The organism is Actinoallomurus acanthiterrae, assembly GCF_054775715.1.
On record NZ_BAAHCO010000001.1, the window covers coordinates 14,277 to 41,263 of the forward strand.

Here is a 26,987-nt window from a genome sequence, read left to right on the forward strand (position 1 = left end):
GCTAGATGTCGAGGAAGCGCACGTCCTTGGCGTTGCGCTGGATGAACGAGCGCCGCGCCTCGACGTCCTCACCCATGAGAACGGTGAACAGCTCGTCGGCCTGGGCGGCGTCGTCGAGCGTGACCTGGAGGAGGATGCGGTGCTCCGGGTCCATGGTGGTGTCCCACAGCTCGCTGGCGTTCATCTCGCCGAGACCCTTGAAGCGCTGCACGCCGTCGCGCGGCCGGGGGTCGCGCTTGCCGTTGGCGATGCCCGCCTCGATGACCGCGTCGCGCTCGCGGTCGGAGTAGGCGTAGTCGGACTCGTTGCCCCGCGCATCCCACTTGATCTTGTAGAGCGGGGGCTGGGCGAGGTAGACGTGGCCGGCCTCGACGAGCGGCTTCATGAAGCGGAACAGCAGGGTCAGCAGCAGCGTGCGGATGTGCTGGCCGTCGACGTCGGCGTCGGCCATCAGGATGATCTTGTGGTACCGCAGCTTCTCGATGTCGAACTCGTCGTGGATGCCGGTGCCCAGGGCGGTGATCATCGCCTGGACCTCGTTGTTCTTCAGGACCCGGTCGATGCGGGCCTTCTCCACGTTGAGGATCTTGCCGCGGATCGGGAGGATCGCCTGGTACTGCGGGTTACGGCCGCCCTTGGCCGAGCCGCCCGCCGAGTCGCCCTCCACGACGTAGATCTCGCACTTGCTCGGGTCGGTGGACTGGCAGTCCGACAGCTTGCCCGGCAGTGACGTCGACTCCAGCAGGCTCTTGCGCCGCGTGAGGTCGCGCGCCTGGCGGGCGGCGATGCGGGCGCGGGCCGCCTGCGTGGCCTTGCTGATGATCTCCTTGGCCTCGCCGGGGTTGCGGTCCAGCCAGTCGCGAAGGCTCTCGTACATCGCGCGCTGGACGAAGGACCGCGCCTCGGTGTTGCCGAGCTTGGTCTTGGTCTGGCCCTCGAACTGGGGGTCGGCCAGCTTGATCGAAATGATCGCGGTGAGGCCCTCGCGGACGTCCTCACCGGCGAGGTTGTCGTCCTTGCCCTCGCGCAGCAGCTTCTGCTCGCGCGCGTACTTGTTGACGACGGTCGTCAGCGCCGCGCGGAAGCCCTCCTCGTGCGTGCCGCCCTCCGCCGTGTTGATGGTGTTGGCGAAGGTGTGGACGGACTCGGAGTAGGACCCGCTCCACTGCATGGCGACCTCGACCGACATGCCCTCGGTCTCCTCGCTGAACGCGATGACCGAGTTGTGGACGGACTCCTTCTTGGCGTTGATGTAGCGGACGAAGTCCTCGATGCCACCCTCGTAGTGGTACGTGACCACGCGGGGCTCGCCGTTGATGTGGTCCGGCCGCTCGTCGTGCAGGGTGATCGTCAGCCCGCGGTTGAGGAAGGCCATCTCCTGCATGCGGCGGCTGAGCGTCTCGAAGTTCCAGTCGAGCGTCTCGAAGATCGACCCGTCCGGCCAGAAGGTGATGACGGTGCCGGTCTCGTCGGTCGCCTCGCCCTTCTGCAGCGGCCCTTCGGCGCCCTGCCAGGTGTAGGACTGCCGCCAGACGTGGCCGTCGGTCCGTACCTCGGCCTCGAGCCGCGTGGACAGGGCGTTCACCACCGCGGAGCCGACACCGTGCAGACCGCCGGAGACGGCGTAGGACTTGCTGTCGAACTTGCCGCCGGCGTGCAGCGTGGTGAGGACCAGCTCGATGGCCGGTCGCTTCTCCACAGGGTGCTCGCCGACGGGGATGCCACGGCCGTTGTCCTGGACCCGGACGCCGCCGTCGGCCAGCAGCGTCACCTCGATGGTGTCGGCGTATCCGGCCAGCGCCTCGTCGACGGAGTTGTCGACGATCTCGTAGACCAGGTGGTGAAGACCACGCTCTCCCGTAGAACCGATGTACATGCCCGGGCGCTTGCGAACCGCCTCGAGGCCTTCTAGGACAGTGATCGAGCTAGCGTCGTACGCCAAGTGGAGATCCTCCTGCCGGAGGACACGCGCCGCGCAGCACCCCGTAACACATAAGCAGGGCGCCCGATCCACGGGCGGCCCGCAACGGCGATCGTGTCCTGTATCCGGCCTCCATTCTATCCATCCCGGACCCCTTCTTGGGCCATGTAGGGCGTTCTCAAGGCGTACAAGCGACGAACAGAGCCGCCCGGAAGTCCCCCTACCGGTCCAGGGGGGTTACGAGGCGTACGGACGACGAAAACGAATCGGGCCGGACTGCGCAAGCCGCCTCGCACACCGTGTGGAAAACGATTCCTCACGTACGGCGCCGACCGCCGGTCACCCGCAGCCGCCCGGGGCTGCGCGACGCCGACGACGGCCCGACGACCTTGACCCGCTGCACGCTCCCGTGGCCGAGCTCCTCGTTGAGCCGCTTCACCAGCGTCGCGGCCAGCAGGCGCAGCTGCGCCGCCCAGGCGTTCGAGTCGGCGGCGACGACGAGGATCCCGTCCTCGAACGTCTGCGGCTCGGTGTGTTCGGCCAGCTCAGGCCCGACGATCTCCGGCCAGCGGCCGAACACGCCACCGACCGCGACACGCTCCTCCCAGCCCCGGGCCGCGAGCAGCTCCCGGATGGCGGGGCCGAAGGCCGTCGGATCGCCGCCGCGCCGCGGGTCGCGGCCGCCACTCCGGGACCGCTTCTTCCGGGCCTGCCCCGGTTGGGCGCCGCGCCGCTTCGCGTCGGCCTTGGCCTGGGCGAGCGCCTCGCGGGCCAGCTCGATCCCCGACTTCGGCTTTTCCACAGGCTGTGGATCGCCCTGGTCATCGGACACGTGTGACCTCCCCATCCGCGACCTCGTACGTCGCGCCGCTCAGCCGTTCGGGTACGTCCTCGGGGACCGCCGCGGTGATCAGCACCTGCTCGGCCTGGGCCACCAGCTCGGCGAGGCGGTTGCGCCGTCCGGTGTCGAGCTCGGCGAACACGTCGTCCAGGATCAGGACCGGGTCGTCGCCGTCGGAGCGCAGCAGCTCGTACGACGCGAGGCGCAGCGCTAGCGCGAACGACCAGGACTCGCCGTGGCTGGCGTACCCGCGCGCCGGCAGGTCGCCGAGCTTGAGCAGCAGCTCGTCCCGGTGCGGGCCGACGAGGCTGACGCCCCGCTCCAGTTCGTTGCGCCGGGTCTCCGCCATGCCTTTCAACAGGGCCTCGGCCAGCTGTGCACGGTCTGTGGACAACCCGGTGTCGACAGAGGACCGGTACTCGAGGGCGGCGGCCCCGCTGGGTGCGAGCGTGGCGTACGCCTTGGCGACGAGCGGCTCGAGCACGGCGACCAGCTCCAGGCGGGCGCCCAGCAGCTCCGCCCCCGTACGGGCGAGGTGGGTGTCCCACACGTCGAGCGTGCTCAGCACCTCCGGACCGGGCGCCCGGCGGTGCTGGGCCGCGGATTTCAACAGGGCGTTGCGCTGCTTGAGGACACGGTCGTAGTCGGACCGGACGCCCGCGAAGCGCGGGGCCCGGACGGTCAGCAGCTCGTCGAGGAACCGGCGGCGCTCCCCTGGGTCGCCCTTCACCAGGACCAGGTCCTCCGGGGCGAACAGCACGGTCCGCAGCATCCCCAGGACCTCGCGAGGCCGCTGCACCGGCGACCGGTTCAGCCGGGCGCGGTTGGCCCGGCCCGGGTTGATCTCCAGCTCGATCAGCGCCTTGCGCTCGTCCCGGACGATCCCGGCCCGCACGATCGCCCGCTGCGCGCCGTGCCGGACCAGCGGAGCGTCTGTGGACACGCGGTGGCTGCCGTGCAGTGCGACGTACCCGATGGCCTCGACGAGGTTGGTCTTCCCCTGGCCGTTCGGGCCGAGGAAGGCGCTGATCCCGGGGTCGAGGGCGATCTCCGCCGACTCGTACGACCGGAAGTCCTGCAGCGTGAGGTGGGCGACGTACACCCAGACGAGAGTAGGGCCTGTGGACGATCCGCGCTGCCCGGCCGCACACCGGCCCTTACGCGGAGGGCGGGTGCGGCCGTGGAGACCACGAGTCCGGGAGGTCTGTCGGGGTCGGCCGGGGTCGGTTGGTCGGAAGAGACACGACCAGGAAAGACACGACCGGGCCCGCATGCCGCCGGCACTTCTCAGGCGTCCCCAGATCAGGCGCGCTTTTCCACAACCCTGTGGATTACCGTGTGCGTCGCGACCCGGCGATCAGGACTGCGGCGGGGTGACGTCGGCGCCCGGTGAGTCGGCGCCCTTCAGCGTCTCCACAGCATGGCCGCCGAACTGGTTGCGAAGCGCGGCGACCATCTTCATGGCCGGGGAGTCGTCCTGCCGCGAGGCGAACCGCGCGAACAGGGACGCGGTGATGACGGGCAGGGGCACCGCGAGGTCCACCGCGGCCTGCACCGTCCACCGGCCCTCACCGGAGTCCTGTGCATAACCCTTCAGGTGGGCCAGCTCCGCGTCCTCCTCCAGCGCGCGGTCGGCCAGGTCGAGCAGCCAGGACCGGATGACCGTGCCCTCGCGCCAGCTGCGGAAGGTCTCGGGAACGTTGTTGACGACGCCGCTGGCCTCGAGCAGCTCCCAGCCCTCCGCGAAGGCCTGCATCATGCCGTACTCGATGCCGTTGTGGACCATCTTCGCGAAGTGCCCGGCCCCGACCGCGCCGGCGTGGACGAACCCGAACTCGCCCTCGGGCTTGAGCGCCTCGAAGATCGGCATGACGCGCTTGACGTGCTCGTCGTCGCCGCCGACCATCAGCGCGTAGCCGTTCTGCAGGCCCCAGACGCCGCCGCTGACGCCGGCGTCGACGAAGCCGATGCCGTGCTGGGCCAGGAGCTCGGCGTGCTTCTGGTCGTCCTGGTAGTGGGAGTTGCCGCCGTCGATGACGGTGTCGCCCGGGTCGAGCAGCTCGCCGAGCCGGTCGATCGTGGCCCGCGTCGGGTCGCCGGCGGGCACCATGACCCACACCGCCCGCGGCGCGCTCAGCCGCTGGATCAGCTCCTGCAGGGAGCCGACGTCGGTGACGGCCGGGTCACGGTCGTAGCCGACGACCGTGTGCCCGGCCTGCCGAATGCGCTTGGCCATGTTGCCGCCCATGCGGCCGAGCCCGATCATCCCCAGTTCCATGAACATCTCCTCAGATGGCGCTCCGTGTCCGTCTGAGCCTAGTTACCCCGCAGGATCAGCTTGACAGCCGGATCGGCATGATCAGGTAGCGGTAGTCGGGGTCGGCCTCGTCGGCGGGCTTCCCGGTGATCACCGCGGGCTTCGTCGACGTCGTCATGGCCAGCCGGGCGACGTCCGAGCCGATGGCGCTGAGGCCGTCGAGCAGGAAGTTCGGGTTGAAGGCGATGTCGATGTCCTGACCCTCGAGCGACGCGCCGAGAACTTCCACAGCCTGTGCATCGTCGCCGCTGCCCGCCTCGAGCACGACCTCGTCCTGCCGGAACGACAGGCGGACGGGGGTGTTCTTCTCGGCGACCAGGCCGACGCGCTTCACGGCCTCGGCGAACGGACCCGTCTGGATCTCCGCCACGGCGGAGGTCTCCTTGGGCCACAGCGACTGGTACTTCACGAACTCCGCGTCGAGCAGACGCGTCGTCGTACGGCGGCCGCCGCCCTCGAAGCCGATCATTCCCTCGCCGCTGCCTCCGGCCGCCAGGGCGATCGAGACCTCCGCCCCCGAGGTGAGGGACTTGGCGGTGTCGGAGAGCGTCTTGGCGGGCACGAGAGCGACTGCGGAGATGTCGGCCTGCTCCGGCTGCCAGCGGAGCGTACGGACCGCGAGACGGTAGCGGTCGGTGGAGGCCAGGGTCACGGTGTCGCCCTCGATCTCCACGCGGACGCCGGTGAGCATCGGGAGGGTGTCGTCGCGGCCGGCGGCGATGGCCACCTGGGAGACGGCCGCGGCGAACGCGTCGCTGCCGATCGTGCCCGCGGTTTGGGGCATCGCCGGGAGGCTCGGGTAGTCCTCCACAGGCATGGTCAGCAGTGTGAACTTCGCAGACCCGCACTTCAGCGTCACCTTGGCGCCGTCGGTGGTGATCTCGACGGGAGCGGCGGGGAGGCTGCGGCAGATCTCGGACAGCAGCCGGCCCGACACGAGCGCGGTGCCCGCCTCGTCGGCGTCGATGTCCATCGTGACCTGCGCCGAGACCTCGTAGTCGAACGACGACAGCTTCAGCTGGTCGCCGGCTTCGATGAGCATCCCGGCCAGCACCGGGACGGGAGGACGGACCGGCAACGAGCGCGCGGTCCAGGCAACGGCGTCGGCGAGAACGTCTCTCTCGATGCGGAACTTCACTTTGGACCGTCTCCTGAGGTTTTGATCACCTTGTGTGGTGGAACTTAAGAAACCGTACGGGCCGGGCCGGTGGGCCCGCATGCCCCTCTACGTTTTGACTTTCTTTCTTTGTAGATACAAGGAGAGTCATCGTCATAGGGACCGTGGATACTGTGGAGAAGCCTAGTCTTCGCAGCTCAGACCCTGTTTCAGTATCCACCCCCGGTGTGCATCGACCCTGTGGATCCAGTGGATGCCTGGGGATGACGAGAATCTGTCCACCGGGTGTCCACCGTCCATCCCCATGTCGTCCACCGTTTTTCCCCCTCGTTCCACAGGGTTGTCCACGGTGATTCATCCACAGAGTTATCCCCACCCTGTGTAATCCACGACTTCGGGATAACCACTGTGCATGGCCTGTGGACGTCTGTGGACCGCTGTGGACGACCCGGCGCGCACGGACCGGCTCCTGGGGACAGGGTGCCCACCCGCACCGACAGATCCGGGGAGACCACGTCACGCACCGCCGTTGCGGGCCTGCTGCTTGATGCGGTTCGTCAGCTCGGTGACCTGGTTGTAGATCGGCCGCTTCTCCGCCATCAGCTTGCGGATCTTCTTCTCGGCGTGCATGACCGTCGTGTGGTCCCGGCCGCCGAACTGTTGCCCGATCTTCGGCAGCGACAGGTCCGTCAGCTCCCGGCACAGGTACATGGCGATCTGCCGTGCGGTCACCAGCACCCGCGAGCGCGACGGGCCGCACAGCTGTTCCATGTCGATGCCGAAGTACGTCGCGGTCTGCGCCATGATCGTCGCCGCGGTGATCTCCGGGCCGCTGTCGTTGGGGATGAGGTCCTTCAGCACGATCTCGGCGAGCTGCAGGTCCACCGACTGGCGGTTCAGGCTCGCGAACGCCGTGACGCGGATCAGCGCGCCCTCCAGCTCGCGGATGTTCGTGGAGATCTTCGACGCGATGTACTCCAGCACCTCCGGCGGCGCGACCAGACCCTCCTGCACCGCCTTCTTGCGCAGGATCGCGATGCGGGTCTCCAGCTCGGGCGGCTGAACGTCCGTGATCAGCCCCCACTCGAAGCGGTTGCGGAGCCGGTCCTCGAGCGTGACCAACTGCTTCGGCGCGCGGTCGCTGGAGATCACGATCTGCTTGTTGGCGTTGTGGAGCGTGTTGAAGGTGTGGAAGAACTCCTCCTGCGTCTGCTCCTTGTTCTCCAGGAACTGGATGTCGTCGACGAGGAGGATGTCCACATCCCGGTAGCGGCGACGGAAGTTGTCGGCCTTGCCGTCGCGGATCGCGTTGATGAAGTCGTTGGTGAACTCCTCCGAGCTCACGTACCTCACCCGGGCCCCGTTGAACAGGCTCTGCGCGTAGTGGCCGATGGCGTGCAGCATGTGCGTCTTGCCGAGCCCGGAGTCGCCGTAGATGAACAGCGGGTTGTACGCCTTGGCCGGCGCCTCGGCGACCGCCACGGCCGCCGCGTGCGCGAACCGGTTGGACGAGCCGATGACGAACGTGTCGAAGGTGTACTTCGGGTTCAGCCGCGCGGGCTCCGCGCTCGCCTTCTCGCCCGAATCCGCGGGCGGGCGGGACTGCCAGCCCCCGCCCGGCACCACGCCGGGCGTCGGCACGAACGGATCCCGCTGGTTCCCCGGGACGTTCGGCATGCCCGGCTGCTCGAGGCGGCGCTGCGGCTCCTGCTGGTACGGCGCGCCGTACTGGTCGCGGTAGCCCTCGCCGCGATAGGGGTCACCGCCGTACTGGGGCTCCGCGCGGTACCGCTCGGCGCTGAACCGCTCGCCGCCGCCGTACTGGTCGTTCTTATAGGAGGCGGGACCCGGCTCGCCGTAGTTCGGACCCGGGGCGCTCGGGTCGCCGTACGGGGCGGGGCCGCGTTCGCCGTAGCTCCCGGCGTTCGGGCCTCCGGCGTTCGGGTCCCCGTACGACCCGGAGCCAGGGCCGGGTCCGGGGTCGGCGGACGGACCGCGGTGCGGCGCGGCGGGGAACCGCGGGCCCTCCAGGCGGTAGCCGCCGGGGCCGTGGGCGGACTGCTCGTGATCGGTCTCCGGCTCCGCCGGGATCTGGCGCTCGGCGGACGGCGACGGGTCCGGCTGCACGGTGACCACGACGCGGATGTCGCGTCCGAGCTGGGCGGACAACACCTCGGTGATGAACGGGTGGAGGCGGTTCTCCAGCACCTCTTTGGCGAACTCGTTCGGAGTCGCGAGGAGCGCGGTGTCCTCGACGAGGGCCAGCGGCCGGGTCATGGAGAGCCAGGCGCGATGCTGCGGGGGCAGATCGGTGGGGAGCGCCTCCAGGGCCCTCGTCCACACGAGCGCAAGATCCAGCCCATCCATATCCTGGTTCCCCTCCCTCGAAGCGGCCGGCGCCCCACTAATGGGCGTTGTCCTCCCGCACAACGTCAGACGAACACTCTCTCACGCGTCATCCACAGGGTTGTCCACAACTTGTGCACAACCCCCGGGGTTATTGGGGATACGCGTGCTCGGTTTGACCGGAGGGCGGCGCAGACCGTAACGTACGACGGTCGAGTCGCATCGACGGCGGTGCTGCGCGCCCGCAGGACGCCGCTCCCGTAGGGGGTCAGGCGCCCGATGCGACATCTGTACATTGACCGCAGCACCCCACTGGAGTCTCGAGTGAGCAAGCGCACGTACCAGCCGAACAACCGCCGCCGTCACAAGAAGCACGGCTTCCGGCTCCGCATGCGCACCCGGGCGGGGCGCGCGATCATGTCGTCGCGCCGCCGCAAGGGACGCGCGCAGATCGCCGTCTGAGCAGCGGCGATCGATGCTGCCGTCCGGACACCGGATGCGGCGGCGAGAAGAGTTCACTTCGGCCGTCCGGCGCGGGGATCGTGCCGGACGGCCTCATCTCGTTCTTCACCTGCAATTCCGGGATGACGTCGACGAACCCCCCCGGGTCGGCTTCACCGTCGGCCGCCAGGTCGGTGACGCGGTCGTCCGCAACCGCGTGCGCCGCAGGCTCCGGCACATCGTCCGGGAACACCTGCATCGGCTCGCACCAGGTAGCCTGCTTGTCGTGCGGGCCAATGCCAAGGCGGCCACCGCACGCCACGACGAACTCGCCGCAGATCTCGACGCGGCACTCGACCGGCTCCTGCGGCGACAGGTCAAGAGGCGGACATGACGGACAAGCCGACGCTAGCGGCTCGGGCCCTGACGGTGCCCATCGTCTTCTACCGTCGGTTCATCAGCCCGCTCTTCGGTCCGGTGTGCCGCTACCAGCCGACCTGCAGCGCCTACGCCCTGGGGGCGCTCCGCACCCACGGCGCCCTGCGCGGCGGCTGGCTCGCGGTACGGCGTATCGCCCGCTGCCACCCCTTCCACGCCGGCGGATACGACCCGGTCCCGCCGCGGAAGGGCGAACGACACGACCTCACGCCGCCCCCCGGCGGCACTGTTTCGGAGAGCACATAGGAGCCAGCCGGTGAGTCTCAGTTTCCTCAGCCCGCTGTTCGAGGCCGTAGCGTGGGTGATCGTACAGATCCACGCCGGCCTGAGCCTGATCTTCCCGGCGGACAGCGGGTGGGCGTGGGGCCTGTCGATCTTCCTGCTGACCGTCCTCATGCGGATCATCATCTTCCCGCTGTTCGTGAAGCAGATTCACGCGTCGCGGAAGATGCAGGAGCTGCAGCCGCAGGTGCAGGCGCTGCGTAAGAAGTACAAGAAGGACAAGCAGCGCCTCAACCAGGAGATGATGAAGCTCTACCAGGAGGCGGGCGCCAACCCGCTGTCCGGGTGCCTTCCGCTGGTAGTGCAGTTCCCCATCTTCATCTCGCTGTACAACGTGCTCCGGGCCATCTCGACGACGCCGAAGGGCCAGTCGAAGTACGGCATCTCCGCCGACCTCATCCAGAGTGCCCAGAACGCCCACATCTTCGGCGCGCACATCCCGTCGACGTTCAAGGACGCCTTCTCCAGCGGGCACGTGGGCGCCATGGTCGTCACCGGCCTCGCCGTCGTGATCAGCTCGACGACGACCTTCTTCACGATGAAGTCGAGCGTCGGCCGGTCCATGCAGACGATGACGGCCGACAACCCGATGATGGCGTCGCAGAAGTACCTGGTGTACCTCTCGCCGCTGTTCGGCCTCTTCGGGCTCACCCTGCCGCTGGGCGTTCTGATCTACTGGGTCACCACCAACTCCTGGACCCTGGCCCAGTCGCACTACGTCTACAAGAAGTACCCGATGGCCACCCCCGACGCCCAGGGCGACGGCGCGGCCAAGACGGGCACCGCGAAGCCCGCGACCGGCAAGACCGGCACCGCCAAGGGCGGCGCCGTGAAGTCCGCCACGAAGGCGACCCCCCGGACCGCGCTCACCAAGTCTGCGACGTCGAACGGTTCAGCGGGTAAGGCAAAGAAGAAGGCCGAGGCCGAGGCGGAGGAGCCGGTGGACGACACGCCGCCGAAGGTCGTACGGCAACAGCCGACACGCCAGCCGCGGAGCAAGAGGAAGCGATAGCGTGACTTCCCAGTCGAGCCGCAGTACGCATGAGGAGCCCGCAGTGAGCCAAGCCGAAGCCGAGACCGCTGAGACCGTGAAGGTCGACATCAAGGCGCTCGAGCAGGAAGGCGAGATCGCGGCGGATTACATCGAGGGCCTCCTGGACATCGCCGACCTCGACGGCGACATCGACATGGACGTCGAGGGCGAGCGCGCCCTGGTGTCCGTCGTCGGCGCCACGCTGGACGAGCTCGTCGGCCGCAAGGGCGAGGTGCTGGAGGCGCTCCAGGAGCTCACCCGCCTGGCGGTGCACCGCAAGACCGGCGAGCGGAGCCGGCTGATGCTCGACGTGGGCGGCTTCCGGGAGCGCCGCCGGTCGGAGCTGTCCAAGCTCGGCAGCGAGATCGGCGAAGACGTCAAGCGCACGGGCGAGCCGAAGGCCCTGTCGCCCATGACGCCGTTCGAGCGCAAGGTCGTGCACGACGCGATCGCCGCCATGGGACTGCGCAGCGAGTCGGAGGGCGAGGAGCCCAACCGCTACGTCGTCGTCTACGCGGAGTGATCCGGCCGGGCGCCTGCGCCTGACCCGCCGGCGCGCCGTGTGAACGCGCCCGCCGACCCGTACGAAAGACGAACGGCCCCGCCACTCGGTGGCGGGGCCGTTTCTTTTGGCACGGATCGGCCGGTCGGTCCGCGGTCGGTCGTGGCGACCTTTCCGATTACTCCGGCTCGTACCTCGTGACATCACGGCGGGCCTGTGAAACCGACCGCGGACGGGCGGACGACTCCGGCGCACGCTCGGCGGGAGCCTCCCGGACAATGATCGTTTGCGGACGCTCCTCCTCGCTCACATACAGCGGATCGTCCTGGACGATCTCCGCGATCTGCCGACGGCGACGCGGCCGCGTGTAGGCGAACGTGATCGCCAGCCATGCCGCGCCGACGAACATCAGGATCCATCCGATCATCTGGATATCGATCCCGCTGACGTGGAAGTTGAAGGCGAAGGCGAGGATCGCTCCCATGGCGATGAACGCCAGGCCCGTTCCGATGCCCATCTGAGACGGCTCCTTCCGGGGATGGATCGGCCAGCCAGTGACCTACCCGATCCACGAGAGATATGCATAGGACCGGCTTTTCCTCGTGGGGACGCAGAGTCGAAATCCGAACGAACCGCCATCAGCCCGTACGACCGGGGCGATGTCTGCGCCGCGCGTACCGTCCGGCTGTGGCGTTCAGGGGCGTCACCCAGGGCATGGAAGAGGGGCGTCGATGTCACGTTCGGGGGGTGGGCCGTGCGGGTCGGCGTTTCCCGGACGCCATGCGATGTGGAAGCATTCCAACACTGTGGGGACCCATACGACGTTTCTGAGCCGCTGAGCCATGCCACTACTTCCTGCACCGTCGATCGCCCGCGAGATCTTCACCGACGCACTGCCTTCCGCTGAGAGATACGCCGAGTTCCTCGCCGGCCCCGGGGTCGAACGCGGCCTCATCGGGCCGCGCGAAGTCGAGCGCCTGTGGGAGCGGCACCTGCTGAACTGCGCCGTGATGGCGGAGGTGATCCCGGCGGAGGCGTCCGTCGTCGACATCGGCTCGGGCGCCGGGCTGCCCGGGCTGGTGCTGGCGATCGCCCGCCCGGACCTGTCGGTGACGCTCCTCGAGCCGCTGCTTCGCCGCACCGTCTTCCTCCAGGAGTGCGTCGATCTGCTCGGGCTGCCGAACGTCGAGGTTCGTCGGGGTCGAGCCGAGGAGGTCACCGACGAGTTCGCCGCCGACGTCGTCACGGCTCGGGCGGTCGCGCCGCTCGAGCGGCTGGCGCGGTGGGCGCTGCCTCTGCTGCGACCGGGCGGCGAGCTCCTGGCGTTGAAGGGGGAGCGCGCGGCGGCCGAGCTCGAGGAGGCCGACACCGTTCTGAAGGAATTCGGTGTTCGCGCCGCAGAAGTGCTCCAGGTGGGTCACGGTAAAGTCGAGCCTCCGGCGACGATCGTCCGTGTCGTCGCCGGCAAGGCTCCGCGACCCTCGGGGAAACGGACGAATTCTCGTCGCGGCGGGCGCCCGCGCGGCGAACGGAAGAGGTGACGGTCCTTGACGACAGCAGAAGGCTTGGGATGGCCGGACCGTACTGCGGGAGCGTCACGGCGGGACGCGTCCGGTCTCGGCTGGCCGGGCGCGACGGCGGCCTCGCCCCGGTCGGCGGCCGCGCCATCGAGACCCGCGGCCCCACCTACGGCCCCACCTACGGCCGCGCCTCCCTCGCCGCCGATGGCGTCATCGGCCACTCCGGCCGCACCGCCCGCACCTGCCGCAGAGGCATCGTCCCCGCCGGCCGCCGCACCCGCGGCCCCGCCCGCGGCCCCGCCGGCCGCCGCACCCGACGAAGAACCGGTGGGAGATCTCGCCACGGAGATCCCGCCCGCTGTCGATCCTGTCACCGAGACGTCGCAACGTGACCCGGCCCATGGGGAGTCGAAGTTGGTAAGTGAGGCACTCAAGTCGGCCGATGTTTCACGTGAAACAGCGAAGCCGATGGCGCAAGCCACGGCGGCCGCGTTCAAGGCGGTTGCGAAGCGGGACGAGAAGGACTGGCCGAGGCCGCCTCAGTGCCGCATCATCACGATCGCCAACCAGAAGGGCGGCGTCGGCAAGACGACGAGCGCCGTGAACCTGGCGGCGGCGTTGGCGATGCACGGCAACCGGGTGCTCGTGGTCGACCTGGACCCCCAGGGGAACGCCTCCACCGCGTTGGGCGTGGAGCATCACGCGGACATCCCGTCCGTCTATCACGTGATCCTCGAAGGCGCGCCGTTCGATGAGATCGTCGTGCCGGCCGAAGGGCTGCCGAACGCCTACTGCGCTCCGGCGACCCTTCACCTCGCCGGAGCGGAGGTCGACCTCGTGCCGATGGTGGCGCGCGAGGGTCGCCTGCGGCGAGCGCTAGAGGCGTACGACACCACGAAGTTCGACTACGTGCTGATCGACTGCCCGCCGTCCCTGGGCCTGCTCACTGTCAACGCCCTGACGGGTGCGAACGAACTGCTGATCCCGATCCAGACGGAGTACTACGCCCTGGAGGGTCTCACCCAGCTCCTCCACACCGTCGATCTCGTCCGGCAGCACCTCAACCCCAACCTCGCCGTCTCGACCATCCTGCTCACGATGTACGACGCGCGGACCCGCCTGGCCGCTCAGGTCGCGGACGAGGTGCGGAGCCACTTCGGCGAGTTGGTCCTGGGCACGGTGATCCCGCGGAGCGTCCGGGTGTCCGAAGCGCCGAGCTATGGCGAGTCCGTGCTGACCTATGACCCGAGTTCCAGTGGCGCGCTCGCCTACACGGAGGCCGCCCGCGAGATGGCCTACCGGGGAGCGGAGGGCGCCGTATGACCGGATCATTCGCGCTGAGGCGAGCGGTGTGGGCCTCGGCCGGGTCCGCCGACACCGCAGAAGGACGTAGGGAAGGTCGCAAGTGAGCCAGCCACGACGAGGCCTGGGCAAGGGCCTGGGTGCGTTGATCCCGACGGCGCCCGCGCAGCCGGCGTCGCCGTCCACCGGCACTCCCATGTCGGCCGACGACGGGAGCCAGCCGCAGGCGGTGGCCGGGGCGCATTTCGCCGAGGTGCCCCTCGCGGAGATCACTCCCAACCCGCGGCAGCCGCGGCAGACGTTCGACGAGGACGCGCTCGAGGAGCTGGCCGCGTCGATCGGGATCGTCGGGCTGCTCCAGCCGATCGTCGTCCGCGAGCTCGGGCCGGACGGCTACGAGCTCATCATGGGCGAGCGGCGGCTGCGCGCCTCCAAGATGGCCGGTCTGGAGAAGGTCCCGGCGATTGTCCGGGACACCGGCGACGACGAGATGCTGCGCGACGCCCTCATGGAGAACCTCCATCGGCAGCAGCTCAACGCGCTGGAGGAGGCCGCCGCGTACCAGCAACTGCTGGACGACTTCGGCGCGACGCACGAGGAGCTCGCCACCCGCATCGGCCGTTCCCGCCCGCACATCACCAACACCCTGCGGCTGCTGAACCTCCCGCCGGCCGTGCAGCGGCGCGTCGCCGCCGGGGTGCTGAGCGCCGGTCACGCCCGCGCGCTCCTCGGACTGGAGAGCACCGAGCGCCAGGAGTATCTCGCCAAGCGGATCGTGGAAGAGGGCTTGTCGGTCCGGGCGGTCGAAGAGCTCATCGCGCTCGGCGAGGGCGGCGAGACCAAGAAGGCGGCCCGGCGCAAGGCGCCCAGCAGGCCGGAGAACCCACGGATCAGGGAGCTCGCCTCGGAGCTGTCGGAGCTCTACGAGACGAAGGTCAGCGTGGATCTCGGACAGCGCAAGGGAAAGATCGTGGTCGAGTTCGCCACGCTCGAGGACCTCGAGCGGATCGTCGACGCGATGACGCCGGGCGGCCACCCCGGCGCCTAGCGCGCGTCCGGTGGATACCCCCTAGCTCGGATCGGGCGGATGGTTTCACGTGAAACAGCGGCCATCCGCCATCGAGCCACAGTTCAGGTGGAAGCTCTAAGCTCCTCCTGGAGCGGGAATAGGTTCCTGAGAATGAAGGCGCTCCGCCCAAGAAGGGGGCCTGGCCGGTGTCGCGTCGTCTGGTGAATATCACGCTCGACAATCTTGAAGACCTGCCATCGCGGTGTCGCAGGTGCGTGTTCTGGGAGCTCGACCCCGTCAGCAAGCAGCGGGCCGAGGACTGTGGCGATCCGGAGTTGGAGAAGGAAGCCTGGATCTCCGCCACCCTCCTCGAGTGGGGCAGCTGCGGCAAGATCGTGTACGTCGACGGGGTGCCCGCGGGGTACGTTCTGTTCGCACCGCCGCTCTACGTCCCGCGCTCCGTGGCGTTCCCGACGAGCCCGGCGAGCGCCGACGCCGCGCTCCTGATGACCGCGCACATCGTCCCGGAGTTCCAGGGCGGCGGTCTCGGCCGGATGCTCGTCCAGGGCGTGGCGAAGGACCTCACCCGGCGCGGGATCCGCGCGATCGAGGCCTTCGGCGATCTCAAGTGGGAGAAGCCGTCCTGTGTGCTCCCCGCCGAGTACATGCTCGCGGTCGGTTTCAAGACGGTGCGGCCGCATCACCGGTTCCCGCGCCTGCGGCTGGAGCTGAAGTCCGCCATCTCCTGGCGTGAGGACGTCGAGGTCGCCTTGGAACGCCTCCTGGGCTCCATGTCCCCGGAGGGCGCTCTCCGGCCCGTCTGAGGGCGTCTCCGGGCCCGTACCCGGCATCAGGTGGCGGCTCGGGCCCTTGTCGTAGAGCCCGAGCCGTCGTACGTGCCTCGTGAGCATCCGCCGGACGAGCCCTTCTCGGCTGCTCCCATCCGCCGGACGAGCCCTTCTCGGCTGCTCCCATCCGCCGGACGGGCCCTTCTCGGCTGCTCCCGTCCGGCGAGCGACAATCCGACGACACCCCTCGGTGAGCGCGGTGACGTCGTGAATCCGCCGGTCCTCGGCCGGTGACGCCTGTTGGGTGGAACGCATCCACTGCCATCCACCACAGGACGGGATCGATGTCCACGCTCACCACTTCCGCCGATGGCGCCACGTCGGCGAGGCCGGCGCCGACCAACTGGCCGGCGGTGCTCGCGGTGATGATGGGGATCTTCTCGATCGTCACCACGGAGATCCTCCCGATCGGGCTGCTGACGTCCATCGGCTCCAGCTTCACGGTGTCCGACGGAACGGCCGGGCTGATGATGACCATGCCCGGTTACCTCGCGGCGGTCTCCGCGCCCGCGGTCACCCTCGCGACCGCCCGGCTCGACCGGCGGCTGATGCTGTGCGCCTTCATGTTCCTGCTGGCGTCGGCGAACTTCATCGCCGCGGGCGCACCGGCGTACTGGGCGGTGCTCATCTCGCGAGTCCTCGTGGGGGTCGTCATCGGCGGCTTCTGGTCCATCGGCGCGGGCCTGGCCGACCGGCTGGTCCCGGCTCGATCCATGCGCCGGGCGACGGCCGTCATCTTCTCGGCCGTTCCGCTGGGGTCGGTTCTCGGCGTGCCGTTGGGGACGCTGATCGGAAATGCCGAGGGTTGGCGGGTCGCCTTCGTCGTGCTGGGTCTGCTGTCCGTGGCGGTGCTCATCGCCCTGGCCACGCTTCTGCCACCGCTGCCCGCCGAGCAGCTCACGCGCCGAGGCGTCCTGCGCGGCATGATCTGCGGCGTCGACACCCGGTTCGCGCTGCTGGTGACGGTGCTCGTCGTGCTCGCGCACTTCGGCACCTACACCTACGTGACGCCGTTCCTGGAGCGGAGCACACATGTCCCCGCGAGCCTGATCACGGTGTTCCTGTTGACGTACGGCGTCGCGGGAATCGCGGGCAACTTCCTGGCCGGCGCGGCCGTCGCCCGCCATCCGTACGCCGCCATCGCCACCGCCGGAGGTCTGATCGCCGTGGCCACCTTGGCGCTCCCGTCTCTCGGCCGGTGGGCACCGGGCGCCGTCGTACTGCTCATCGTCTGGGGCGTGGGCTACGGTGCCGTTCCGGTCTGTTCGCAGGCGTGGTTCGTCAGGGCGGCTCCGCATGCACCGGAGGCGGCCTCGGTGTTGTTCACGGCGTCGTTTCAGGCGACGTTGTCGACCGGTGCTCTGGTCGGCGGCGTCATCGTGGATCGCACGTCCCTGCCGACCGTCATGCTGCTCGGCGGGGCGACCGCCGTGATCATGGTGATGGCCGTCGGAGTGCGCCGAAAGCTGTTCGCGCAAGGCGACACACCGGTCAGATCGTGAATTCGCCGATGAGGGACGCCCGTCTCGAGGGGTCGTAACGGGTCTTGAGCGGGGTAAGGGCATTCTGTGGCCTGAGAGGCTCCTGAGGCCGCTTGACCCCCGGATTGATCCGATCACACCAGGGAGGCGGCGTTCGCGGCCCACCGGCGCTCTGGTGAGTTTCCGCAGGCCAGAGGCGTGAAATGGTGACGGCCCCGCGTGAGAACGCGGGGCCGTCGGGTACCAGCCGCGGGAGGCTGGGAAGAAAGTCCGGATCGAGCGGTCGAAGGGCGGATCAGACCTGCTGCGGCGTCAGCTCGGCGGTGCCCTCGTCCTGGAGCCAGCGCTCGGCGTCGATGGCCGCCGCCGCGCCCGTGCCCGCCGCGGTGATCGCCTGGCGGTAGCGGTGGTCCACCACGTCGCCCGCGCCGAAGACGCCGGGGATGTTGGTGTGGGTCGTCGGCGCCTTGACGCTGAGGTAGCCCTCCTCGTCCAGGTCCAGCTGGTCGGCGAACAGCTCCGTACGCGGATCGTGCCCGATCGCGATGAACAGGCCGGAGAGCTCCAGCTTGCGCTGCTCGCCGGTGTCGACGTCGCGGAGGACGACACCGGTCAGCTTGTCGTCACCGACGATCTCGGCGACCTCGCTGTTCCACTCGAAGCGGATCTTCTCGTTGCCGAATGCGCGGTCCTGCATGATCTTGCTGGCGCGCAGCTTGTCCCGCCGGTGGATGACGGTGACCGACCGCGCGAACCGCGTCAGGAAGATCGCCTCTTCCATCGCCGAGTCGCCGCCGCCGACCACCGCGATGTCCTTGTCGCGGAAGAAGAACCCGTCACAGGTGGCGCACCAGGAGACGCCGCGGCCGGACAGCTGCTTCTCCGTCGGCAGCCCGAGCTCGCGGTACTTCGACCCGGTGGCGATCACGACCGTCTTGGCGAGGTAGGTGTCGTCGCCGACCTTCACGACCTTCGGCGACGCCGCCAGGTCGACCTCGGTCACGTCGTCGGTGACCAGCTCGGCGCCGAAGCGCTCGGCCTGCTTCCGCAGGTTGTCCATCAGGTCAGGGCCCATGATGCCGTCGGGCCAGCCCGGGAAGTTCTCCACGTCGGTGGTGTTCATGAGAGCGCCACCCGCCGTCACCGAACCCTCGAACACCAGCGGCCGCAGGTCCCCGCGGGCGGCGTAGATCGCTGCCGAGTACCCCGCCGGCCCCGAACCGATGATGATCACGTTCCGGACGTCGCTCACCACAGTGCCTCTCTCTGAATGAGTCCGCGAAGCCGAACCCGGCCTCGTCTGCCGGTCACCTTCGCTCGCAGTGACCCTCAACCGATCCTAGGGTGCGGGCATTCCCGGGTATGCCGACCGTGCATCGTATAGCCGTGGGCGTGCCCGATGGATCTTCGTCCGGCTGCGCGGCGCCCCGGAGCGCGCCCGCTACGAACAAGACCCACCGGACACGCCCCGGCGGCATGGCCGTACGACACTCGGAGATCAGCGAGCGATCTGCCGGTGGACGATCAGATCGGTGTCGCCGGCCGAGCACTTCGGCCCGACGACCCAGACGTCGGCATGCCCGCTGTCGGCCCCCGCCAAGGCGATGACCGTCGCCGCGGCCGTCGTACGTGGCCGAGTCGACCAGCAGCGGGACCTTCCCGCCACTGACCCGGCCGACGCAGGCCGAGAGCGCGCCGTCGGTCGCCGCGTTCAGCGTGGGGCGTCCGGCGGCCGACACCGAGGACAGCGCCGAGGCGAGCTGGGATTCCAGCCCCGCCGACGTGTAGCGCGTCCCGCTCCGGAGAGCGGCGTACGGAACGGTGCTCTCCGCCCGCGGCCGAGGCTGGGTGCCTTCGATGTGCGGTCGAGAGGGCTCCTCCACCGGACGCTGGGAGACCGTCGCGCTGTCGGAGTCTCCGTCCTCCAGAACGGTGCGGGCGACGACGGACCCGCCGCCGACCACCACCACCGCGGCGGCCGCCGCAGCGAGAAACTGAAATCGCCGGGCGTGCCGATGCCCCGGCACATGCGAGGCTGCTTCAGCGGCGATCGCCGCGTCGAGGCGCTCGACCAGGTGAGCGGGCATCGGCGGAGTCGGTGCCTCCGCGAGAACGCGGGACACCTCCGCGACCTCGGTGGCCCGATCACGACATTGGGCGCACTGGGTCAGGTGTTCTTCTGCGGATGTGGCCGTGGCATCGTCGAGAATCCCCTCGGCGAGGTCGGCCAGCGCATCGTAGTCAAGGTGTGCGGCAGTCACGCGGATGTGCCACCTCCTTCCTCCGCAGATTCGACGCCCGAGCCGCGTCCTTGGTTCCGCAGGTGCCCGAGAAGCGGTGCGAGGCGGGCCCGGCCACGGGCGCACCGGCTCTTGATCGTGCCCGGCGGGACCTCCAGGACCTTGGCGGCCTCGTCGACGGCGTACCCCATCATGTCGACCAGGACGAGCGCGGCCCGCTGTTCGAAGGGTATGCGCTGCAGCGCCTCGCTCACGTCAAGGGAGAGCTCGTGTGCGGCGGTCGGGTCGGAGTTCTTCGGCGCGACCGAGTCGAGGGTGGCGTCGTCGCCCATCGGCACGACCGGCCGGATCGAGCGGCGCCGTACCCGGTCGAGGCAGGCGTTGACCACGATGCGGTGGAGCCACGTCGTGACGGCTGCGTCACCGCGGAACCGGCCCGCCGCCCGGTACGCCGACAGGAAGGCGTCCTGCAGAGCGTCAGCGGCCTCCTCGTGATCGCCGAGCGTACGCAGCGCGACGGCCCACATGCGATCACGGTGCCTCTGCACCAGCTCCGCGAACGCGTACGGGTCCCCACCCGCGTGCCGCGAAAGCAGCTCCTTGTCCGGAATCGCCTCGACCGAACGTCCCCCGCGCATGACCGCCATATTCGTCAGCCCGCTCCGTAACCGGCGACCCCGCCGATGGTGTGCCGCTCTCGCCCAGCGTGCCCCCCGAAGACCCCCATCCGTCCCCGTCGCGCCGCACCGCCGTGTTCGCACGACCGGCGCGCACGTGAGTGCACGGAATGGGAGGGCTTCAACACGCTCATGATGGTAGCCGTCCCCGTACGCTCCCGTCCGCCGTGACCGGATCATGCCGATCCGCGCACATCCGCAGGTCCAAGGAACGGACATTGACGGACTCTTTACTCCCAGGAAACATGCGTGTCCGGCTGGGCACCCGGCCTGGCCTGTCTAGGGGACAAGGGGGCAACACATGCGGATTGCGCGTGCGGCGACGATCGCCGGTGCGGCTGCGTGCCTTTCCTTCACCATCGGCGCGACACCGAGCTTCGCCGGGCACGGCCGGCGCCGCCCAGCCCCGCGTCGCGGATCGTTGCTCAGGAGGGATCGGCGCATAGCCGAAAAAGCGGCAAAGGCGGTTCGCGTCCGGTCGGGACGCGAACCGCCGATTACGTTACGGCGCTCTCAGAGCGCGTAGGTCGGTGCCGGCAAGGTCACTCGGATCCAAAGACCTTGACGTCTTTGACCTTGGCCTGGAACTGCCCGATGTTCGGCAGCTTGGTGAACCACAGGATGACGTAGCGGCCCTTGGTCGGGGGGACGGCCTTCATGTCGAAGGTGTCGACCGCGTCACCGGTGGCGACCCTGGTGTCCGACCCGTGCGTCGCGGAGTCCCCGACCCTCAGCTCGACGTGGCCAGGCGAGCCGTTCGGCATCGCCACGGTGACCTTGTCGACGGTCACGCTCTTGCCCATGTCGAGGACCAGGCCGATGCCCGAGCGCTGCCCCCCGAACTCGGCACGACCGATGTAGTACTGCGTGGTCCAGTACGACGACGGGCTATCGTCGATCGCCTTGCGGCGGTCCTTCGGCGCGGTCGAGTCCGGGTTCGGCGGCTGGTTGTCGAGAAGGACGTCGGAGACCTTGAGCTCTCGGGTCGGCGGCTTGCTGGACTGGCTGGGCGTCGTCTGGACGCGGGTCTTGATGTTCTTGGCGCCCTTGTCGTCGCTCATCTGGCTCAGGCCCCAGCCGCCGATGGCGACGACGACGAGCACGATGGCGGCGATCGCGGCCATCACGGGCTTGTTGACCGAGCCCTGGCCGCCGTTCCCGCCACTGGTGGCGCGATGGCCGCCGGTGTGCTGGGGCGGCTGTGGGGGGCGCATACGGGCGCTGTCGGGCACGGTCTGCACCGGGGGGATCGGCTGCGACGCCGCGGCACCCATGGCGGCCGTATGGTCCGTGCTCTCGGGCCGTGGGACGACCGACGGCGGGGTCGAGCCGACGAGCGGCACGAACGGCAGCGGTGACCGGGGGACCTTGGCGAGGGCGTCCGCGAAGGCCGCAGGGGAGTCGAACCGCTCCGGAGCGCCGTGGACGGGGAGGCCCAGCGACCGGCTGACGATCGCGTCGAGGTTGTGCGGGATGCCGGCGCGGACCTGGGCGGGCGTGAGTGGGCGTCCGTCGGCCCCGGTGGGCGCGGGCGGGAGGATGGTGCCCTCGCCGCCCGGCCAGTGGCCGGTGAGCGCGGCGTAGAGCATGGCGCCGAGCCCCTGGACGTCGTCCAGCGCCGGAGTGTCGGAGTTCGCGCCGGACAGGACGGCCTCGACGCCGAGACCCGTGATCTTGACGGTGCCGCCGCTGGTCCAGACGAGGTTGTGCGGGGTCAGGCAGAGGTGGGCCAGGCCGGCGGAGTGCGCGGAGGTCAGCGCCTCGCCCGCCTCGAGCAGGAACGCCGCGGCGCGGTCGGCCTCCATCGGTCCCTGGGCCAGGAGATCTTCGAGGGTCTCCCCGGTGACCCACTCGCTGACGACGTAGGCGCGCTCGCCGCTGTCGTCGGCGTCGAAGACCTGGGTGAGGCGCGGGTCGGTGAGTCGGCTCGCGGCGCGGGCCGCGGTCACGACGTCGTTCACCCGGGGGAAGCCCGGGGCGAACGTGAGCACGGCGACGGAACGGGCGAGGATCTCGTCCGTTGCCTTCCAGAATGTGGAACCGCCCGCTTCGCTCACGCGGTCGTCCAGGCGGTACCGACCGGCGAGGCGGGTTCCAGGTTCGATGACGGACGTGCTCAACGCGGCGTCCGGCGTAGGTGGTCGCATCCCATTTTCAGTGCCGTGGCTCCCTTACGCCTTCGACCCTCCCTCACTCCTGCGGAGGCAGAGGAAGACTTCATCACATTCCCGCCCGATGGTAGGACGCTCGAGGAGCGTCGCTGGATTACTACCCGGCGCGAGTCGCGCTCTCCCACCTTACGGGCAGCGCGTCCTAACTCGCCCCACGACCGGGCAATCTGGCCATCACGGTTCGCTGTAGGGTCTCCACCTCTGGGACCCGCAATACGCGTGCGACCAGCGCGTACAGCACCACCGCTCCTCCTCCACCGATCACGAGTGCGCCCAGCGACGAGATCGCGTGGTAGTAGAAGAATTTGACGGACGCCAGGTGCACCCCGAACGCGAACACGAACGCCGGGATGGTCGCGATCGCGATCTTCATGTGGGACGTGACGATCTGGCGGGCGCCCAGCCCGTTCAGGCGACGGCGCAGGATCAGGGCGGCCAGGACGCAGCCGAACGTCCAGGAGATGCCCAGGGCGATCGAGATGCCCTCCACGATCTTGTCCGTGGGCAGCGTGTAGTAGCCGACCAGCCCGAGGCTGATGCTGATCGCGACGTTGAAGATCGCCATGATGGCGGGCGTCCGCGTGTCGGCGAGCGCGTAGAAGACTCGCAGCAGCAACTGGTAGACGGCGAACGGCACCAGCGCGAACGTGAACGCCTGCAGCACGTTGGCGATCATGAGCGCGTCCGAGACGTGAGTGGCGCCGTGCGCGAAGAACAACGTGGTCATCTCGGGTGCCAGCGCGAACAGCAGTGCGGCGGACGGGACGATGACCACCGACGACAGGTTCAGCGCGGAGGACATGTTCTCTCGGACCAGGTCGTACCGCTTGTCGGAGGCGTGCCGGCTCATCTGCGGCAGCAGCGCCGTGACCACCGAGACACCGACGATCGCCCACGGCAGTTGGAACAGGAGGTACGCGTTCGTCCACGGCGTGAGCCCGACGCCGTACCGGATGCCCTCGTGCGCACCCCTGTCACCGGCGCCGTTGGCGATGTTGGTGTTGACGACGAAGCCGACCTGCTGGATCGCGACGTACAGCAGCGTCCACAGCGCCATGCCACCGACCGGCGCGAGCTCCTCACGGCGGAAGTCGAACCGCGGCCGGTACCGGAATCCGACCTTCCGCAGGGACGGCCACATGGCGATCGTCTGGATCACGATGCCGAGCGTGGTGCCGCCCGCGAGCAGGATGATCTCGTTGTGCGTGATGTTCGCCGGGTTGACTCCCGGGCCGGCCATGAAGAGGAACGCGATGCCGACCGCGATCACGACGATGTTGTTGAGCACCGGCGTCCACATGGGCGCGGCGAAGCTGCCGCGCGCGTTGAGGGACGCGCCGGCCAGCGCGCCGACGCCGTAGAAGAAGATCTGCGGCAGGAAGAACAGCGCGAAGATGATGGCCAGGTCGTGCTTCTGTTTGCTGTACGAGCTCGCGTACAGGTCGACCAGCAGCGGGGCGCACAGCATCGCGATCGCGGTCAGCGCCAGCAGCGCGCCGAGCACGAGCGTCAGCAGCCGCGCCTCGTACTCCTCGCCGTACTTGCGGTCCTTCTCCAGCGCGCGGACCAGCATCGGCACGTGCACGGCGGTGAGCACGCCGCCGAGCAGCAGGTCGTAGATGACGTTGGGGAAGGTGTTCGCGGTGTTGTAGACGTCGCCGAGCGCAAGAGTGCCCATGGCCATGACGAGCACCGCGGTGCGGAGGAAGCCGGTGAGCCGGGAGGCGATCGTGCCCAGGGCCATGACGGCGCTGGACTTGAGCAGCCCGCTCACCCCGCCGCGGCCGGGCTTCTCGCTGGGTTCCTCGGGGGAGATCGCTGGGAGATCGGTCGCCGTCACGGCGACATCGGGAGTGGGTTCGGCCTCAGCCACCGGTCGTATCCTCCGCTTCCTCACCTCGACGCCGGATCACGCGATATCCGACGCCGACGAAGAGTACGGCAAGTGAGATGCCGGTGATGAGCAGTGCGGTTCGCGCGTAGGCCGTCGCGCGGACCTGGAGCATGAGCGGCTGGGTGATGGGCTGGTCGTCGGGGCCCAGGAGATCGATGTTGACGTAGGCGGGGCCGTTGGCCGCGGCCTTCATGTACAGGTTGACCGTCTCCTTGTGGCCGGCTTCGAGCGTGATCTCGCTCTGCTTCGGCCCGGGGCCTTCGACGCGGAGCCTGGCGGCGTTCTGCGAAGTGGCGCGCAGCCGCACCTTGATCGTGCCGTGTTCGAGCTCGTTGGAGACCGTGATCGGCACCTGCCCGGACTTGCCGGCCAGGTCGAGGCTGGGTTTGAGCACTCTGATCTTGCTCTGGGCGCTGCGCAGCTCGTTGTCCAGCGTCTGCCGCAGCTTCGACCCGGCCCGGGTCTGGTCGTTCCAGGCCGAGGACTCGAGCCGCGTCACGCCGAGGGTGAAGCCGCTGGCCGGCGGCTCGAAGACGTTGGTGAACCGCCCCACCTCGTCGCCGAGGTCCTTCACCTGCCCCAGGTAGCGCTTCGAGAGCCCGTTCTGGCTCTTCTGCGGCTGGAAGGTGCGCGGCTGCGCCGGCTGCCGCTCGACGGAGCCGAGGGAGATCTCCTTGAGCCACGGTGCGTGGGCGGAGAGGTACAGCAGGTCCTTGGCGAAGACGGGGCCCGGTTCCCAGCGACGCGGCGGCACGATCACCACGGTGCGGGAAGGGGCGTACGGCCGCTCGTTCGTGACCATGGCCGTCTCGGCGAGGAACCGCTGCTCGGCGAGGGCGACCCCGCCCGGCTCGTCGGTGTCTGTCGCGAGGACCTTGTTGATCGTGTCGTCGAACGCGACGAGCTTGACGTTCTGGCCGCCGACCTGTTTCCGGGCGACGGGATCGGCGGTGTAGTTCTGATTGGGATGGGGCAGGACGGTGCTGTTGAGCAGGATCGTGTGGGCACCGGCCTTGACGAGGTTCGTGAGGGTCTGCTGGTCGGCGAGGCCGTCCGGAGGGACCGCCACCGACGTGCTCTCCAAGGGCAGCTTGGCCCGCGTGAGCGCCTGGGACACCGCAGCGCCGGCGGCCGTCTTGATGTGCGAGGACATCCGGGCCCGGGAAAGCGCCATGACGTCGGGGTCGGCATACGGCGTGGCGATGACGCGTTTGTTGCCCCCGAGTGCCTGCCGCAGGCTGGTCAGCCAGGAGTTCGCGGCGACGCTCTGCGGCTGGTGCGCGGTGCCCTTGGCGGTCTTGATCGTGTAGCCGTCCTTGCCCGACATGGACGCGGCGTCGTCCGCCAGTCCCGGGTCGACCAGCCAGCTGACCGACTTGTAGGGGGCGGCCGCGGTGACCAGGTCGGCGAGCCGCCCGCCGGAGTTGAGCATGCGTTCGAGCTTGTCGTCGACGAACGTCGAGTCGTCGGCGCGATGCGGCTGGTCGACCACGGGCCAGACCCACGAGACCTTGGTCTTGTTGGCGGTCGTGGTGCTCGGGAAGTACGTGATCAACGTACGCTGCCGGCCGACGACCACGCCGGCGCTGAGCACCTCGACGGAGATCGGGTAGACGCCGAATCTGAGCAGGTTCATCTTGCTGACGGGCATCTTCAGCATCCAGGGCTGCTGGCCGCCCGGCTGCACCGAGCCGGGCACCGCCTGGGTCACACCGACTCCGACCGGATCGTTGGTCTTGCCCTCGGCGTACGCATCGAGCGCTCCGCGGCTCTGCACCGCCGTTGTGGAGTAGCGCAGGCGCACCGAGAGCCGCTGGTACGCGCTGTCGGACTGGCTCTGCAGCACCCCGCTCAGTTTGAGCGCCTGCGACGGCCGTACGAGGTATTTCGGGGTCACGGAGCCGATGACCACGCCGATGGGCAGCTTTCCGGTGGGCTGCCTCTCCCGGGAGGCCCGTGTGGTGCCCAGCCCGCCTGAGGATCGCGTGGTACGCGCGGCGTGGCTGGAAGAGGTCGCGCCGTGATGCGGGTGTGGGGTCGCGGCGAGCGCCGGCCCGCCGGTCAGCACCAGTGGGACCACGAGGGCGAGCGCCCGCTTCATGCGGCGCCCGTGAGCAGCTCGGGCACCTTGGCGACCAGCGCCTGCTCGTCGGCGTGAGCGAGCCGTCCGGCCACCTCGTCCAGCGGCACCCAGGCGACCTCGGCGACCTCCGCGTCGCAGTCGGACAGATCCCCTCCCACCGCGACGAGCAGGTGGTGGTGCACGGTCTTGTGCACGCGTCTCCGTTCGGCGGAGAACCAGTAGTCGACAGTGCCGAGTGGGGCGATGATCCGGCCTCGGATGCCGGTCTCCTCCTCGACCTCGCGCACGGCCGCCTCCTCGATCGTCTCGTCGGCCTCGACATGCCCTTTCGGCAGCGACCACAGGAGCCTGCCGTCACGGTCGAATCTGGCGATCAACGCGGCCCGCGGCGAGCCCGTCAGGTCGACGACCAAGCCTCCCGCCGACGTCTCCTCATGGTGACGGCCCGGCGGGCCGGCGGGCCGACGACGACTCGGTCTGCGCGAGCGGGACACGGCCGCAATCGTAGTAGCCACGCGTACGTT

At 69.2% G+C, this 26,987-nt stretch carries 24 protein-coding genes; 11 read left to right on the top strand and 13 right to left on the bottom strand.

Annotated elements, in window-relative coordinates; translation table 11 throughout:
* Position 1: 1 nt before the first annotated feature.
* The 6 genes from gyrB to dnaA form a co-directional block, all read right to left on the bottom strand.
* A complete protein-coding gene (gene gyrB / locus ACYVF7_RS00080; protein ID WP_460332864.1) occupies positions 2-1,942 on the bottom strand; it encodes a DNA topoisomerase (ATP-hydrolyzing) subunit B in 1,941 nt (646 codons plus the stop codon).
* A 295-nt stretch (positions 1,943-2,237) separates the two neighbouring features.
* Positions 2,238-2,753 carry a DciA family protein gene (locus ACYVF7_RS00085; RefSeq protein ID WP_460332867.1) on the bottom strand — a complete coding sequence of 172 codons (516 nt, stop codon included), beginning with the start codon at positions 2,751-2,753 and terminating at the stop codon, positions 2,238-2,240.
* Positions 2,743-3,864, bottom strand: a complete 1,122-nt coding sequence (gene recF, locus ACYVF7_RS00090; protein ID WP_460332870.1) for a DNA replication/repair protein RecF — start codon at positions 3,862-3,864, stop codon at positions 2,743-2,745. Before recF ends, ACYVF7_RS00085 begins: the two co-directional genes overlap by 11 nt.
* Positions 3,865-4,119: 255 nt before the next feature.
* Positions 4,120-5,040, bottom strand: coding sequence for a phosphogluconate dehydrogenase (NAD(+)-dependent, decarboxylating) (gnd, locus tag ACYVF7_RS00095; protein WP_460332873.1), 921 nt, complete (start codon positions 5,038-5,040; stop codon positions 4,120-4,122).
* 55 nt (positions 5,041-5,095) lie between these two features.
* A complete protein-coding gene (gene dnaN, locus ACYVF7_RS00100) occupies positions 5,096-6,217 on the bottom strand; it encodes a DNA polymerase III subunit beta (RefSeq protein ID WP_460332876.1) in 1,122 nt (373 codons plus the stop codon).
* A 495-nt stretch (positions 6,218-6,712) separates the two neighbouring features.
* Positions 6,713-8,563 carry a chromosomal replication initiator protein DnaA gene (gene dnaA, locus ACYVF7_RS00105; protein WP_460332879.1) on the bottom strand — a complete coding sequence of 617 codons (1,851 nt, stop codon included), beginning with the start codon at positions 8,561-8,563 and terminating at the stop codon, positions 6,713-6,715.
* A 303-nt stretch (positions 8,564-8,866) separates the two neighbouring features.
* Between dnaA and rpmH the strand changes: the two genes are divergently transcribed.
* Genes rpmH through ACYVF7_RS00130 form a run of 5 tightly spaced genes read left to right on the top strand, consistent with a single transcriptional unit; the run spans position 8,867 to position 11,259 of the window.
* On the top strand, positions 8,867-9,004 hold the full coding sequence (gene rpmH / locus ACYVF7_RS00110; protein ID WP_360882118.1) for a 50S ribosomal protein L34: 138 nt from the start codon (positions 8,867-8,869) through the stop codon (positions 9,002-9,004).
* Positions 9,005-9,017: 13 nt separating this feature from the next.
* Positions 9,018-9,377 carry a ribonuclease P protein component gene (gene rnpA, locus ACYVF7_RS00115; RefSeq protein ID WP_460332884.1) on the top strand — a complete coding sequence of 120 codons (360 nt, stop codon included), beginning with the start codon at positions 9,018-9,020 and terminating at the stop codon, positions 9,375-9,377.
* Positions 9,374-9,667, top strand: a complete 294-nt coding sequence (gene yidD, locus ACYVF7_RS00120; protein ID WP_460332887.1) for a membrane protein insertion efficiency factor YidD — start codon at positions 9,374-9,376, stop codon at positions 9,665-9,667. Before rnpA ends, yidD begins: the two co-directional genes overlap by 4 nt.
* 10 nt (positions 9,668-9,677) lie before the next feature.
* On the top strand, positions 9,678-10,715 hold the full coding sequence (gene yidC, locus ACYVF7_RS00125) for a membrane protein insertase YidC (protein ID WP_460332890.1): 1,038 nt from the start codon (positions 9,678-9,680) through the stop codon (positions 10,713-10,715).
* A gap of 43 nt (positions 10,716-10,758) precedes the next feature.
* Positions 10,759-11,259, top strand: coding sequence for a Jag family protein (locus ACYVF7_RS00130; RefSeq protein ID WP_360882124.1), 501 nt, complete (start codon positions 10,759-10,761; stop codon positions 11,257-11,259).
* A 157-nt stretch (positions 11,260-11,416) separates the two neighbouring features.
* Here ACYVF7_RS00130 and ACYVF7_RS00135 read toward each other — a convergent pair whose 3' ends face one another.
* The gene (locus ACYVF7_RS00135; RefSeq protein ID WP_460332893.1) at positions 11,417-11,755 is read right to left on the bottom strand and encodes a DUF6458 family protein; all 339 of its coding nucleotides are present in this window, start codon (positions 11,753-11,755) and stop codon (positions 11,417-11,419) included.
* A 325-nt stretch (positions 11,756-12,080) separates the two neighbouring features.
* On the opposite strand from ACYVF7_RS00135, the gene rsmG reads away from it, so the two are divergent.
* The 5 genes from rsmG to ACYVF7_RS00160 all read left to right on the top strand — a co-directional run bounded on the left by rsmG (position 12,081) and on the right by ACYVF7_RS00160 (position 17,419).
* Positions 12,081-12,779, top strand: a complete 699-nt coding sequence (gene rsmG, locus ACYVF7_RS00140; protein ID WP_460332896.1) for a 16S rRNA (guanine(527)-N(7))-methyltransferase RsmG — start codon at positions 12,081-12,083, stop codon at positions 12,777-12,779.
* A 447-nt stretch (positions 12,780-13,226) separates the two neighbouring features.
* Positions 13,227-14,081, top strand: coding sequence for a ParA family protein (locus ACYVF7_RS00145; protein WP_460332899.1), 855 nt, complete (start codon positions 13,227-13,229; stop codon positions 14,079-14,081).
* Between the two features lie 82 nt (positions 14,082-14,163).
* Positions 14,164-15,108, top strand: coding sequence for a ParB/RepB/Spo0J family partition protein (locus tag ACYVF7_RS00150; protein WP_460332902.1), 945 nt, complete (start codon positions 14,164-14,166; stop codon positions 15,106-15,108).
* Between the two features lie 236 nt (positions 15,109-15,344).
* The gene (locus tag ACYVF7_RS00155; protein ID WP_460332905.1) at positions 15,345-15,893 is read left to right on the top strand and encodes a GNAT family N-acetyltransferase; all 549 of its coding nucleotides are present in this window, start codon (positions 15,345-15,347) and stop codon (positions 15,891-15,893) included.
* Between the two features lie 308 nt (positions 15,894-16,201).
* Positions 16,202-17,419 (top strand): MFS transporter, encoded by a 1,218-nt coding sequence (locus ACYVF7_RS00160; protein ID WP_460332908.1) that lies wholly within the window; start codon positions 16,202-16,204, stop codon positions 17,417-17,419.
* Positions 17,420-17,693: 274 nt separating this feature from the next.
* Here ACYVF7_RS00160 and trxB read toward each other — a convergent pair whose 3' ends face one another.
* Positions 17,694-18,650 carry a thioredoxin-disulfide reductase gene (trxB, locus tag ACYVF7_RS00165; protein WP_460332911.1) on the bottom strand — a complete coding sequence of 319 codons (957 nt, stop codon included), beginning with the start codon at positions 18,648-18,650 and terminating at the stop codon, positions 17,694-17,696.
* Between the two features lie 377 nt (positions 18,651-19,027).
* Here trxB and ACYVF7_RS00170 point away from each other — a divergent pair, with 377 nt between their 5' ends.
* Positions 19,028-19,186, top strand: a complete 159-nt coding sequence (locus ACYVF7_RS00170) for a hypothetical protein (protein ID WP_460332914.1) — start codon at positions 19,028-19,030, stop codon at positions 19,184-19,186.
* 469 nt (positions 19,187-19,655) lie between these two features.
* Here the strand turns inward: ACYVF7_RS00170 and sigM are convergent, their stop codons facing one another.
* The 5 genes from sigM to ACYVF7_RS00195 form a co-directional block, all read right to left on the bottom strand.
* Entirely contained in the window at positions 19,656-20,276 is a 621-nt protein-coding gene (sigM, locus tag ACYVF7_RS00175) for an RNA polymerase sigma factor SigM (protein WP_460332917.1), read from the bottom strand.
* Between the two features lie 581 nt (positions 20,277-20,857).
* Positions 20,858-22,435 (bottom strand): protein kinase family protein, encoded by a 1,578-nt coding sequence (locus ACYVF7_RS00180; protein ID WP_460332920.1) that lies wholly within the window; start codon positions 22,433-22,435, stop codon positions 20,858-20,860.
* Between the two features lie 193 nt (positions 22,436-22,628).
* Positions 22,629-24,359 carry a murein biosynthesis integral membrane protein MurJ gene (gene murJ / locus ACYVF7_RS00185; protein ID WP_460332923.1) on the bottom strand — a complete coding sequence of 577 codons (1,731 nt, stop codon included), beginning with the start codon at positions 24,357-24,359 and terminating at the stop codon, positions 22,629-22,631.
* On the bottom strand, positions 24,352-26,481 hold the full coding sequence (locus ACYVF7_RS00190; RefSeq protein ID WP_460332926.1) for a DUF6049 family protein: 2,130 nt from the start codon (positions 26,479-26,481) through the stop codon (positions 24,352-24,354). The genes murJ and ACYVF7_RS00190 overlap by 8 nt, the downstream gene beginning before the upstream one ends.
* Complete coding sequence (locus ACYVF7_RS00195) at positions 26,478-26,957, bottom strand: NUDIX domain-containing protein (protein ID WP_460332929.1); 480 nt, start codon at positions 26,955-26,957, stop codon at positions 26,478-26,480. The genes ACYVF7_RS00190 and ACYVF7_RS00195 overlap by 4 nt, the downstream gene beginning before the upstream one ends.
* Between the last annotated feature and the right edge of the window lie 30 nt (positions 26,958-26,987).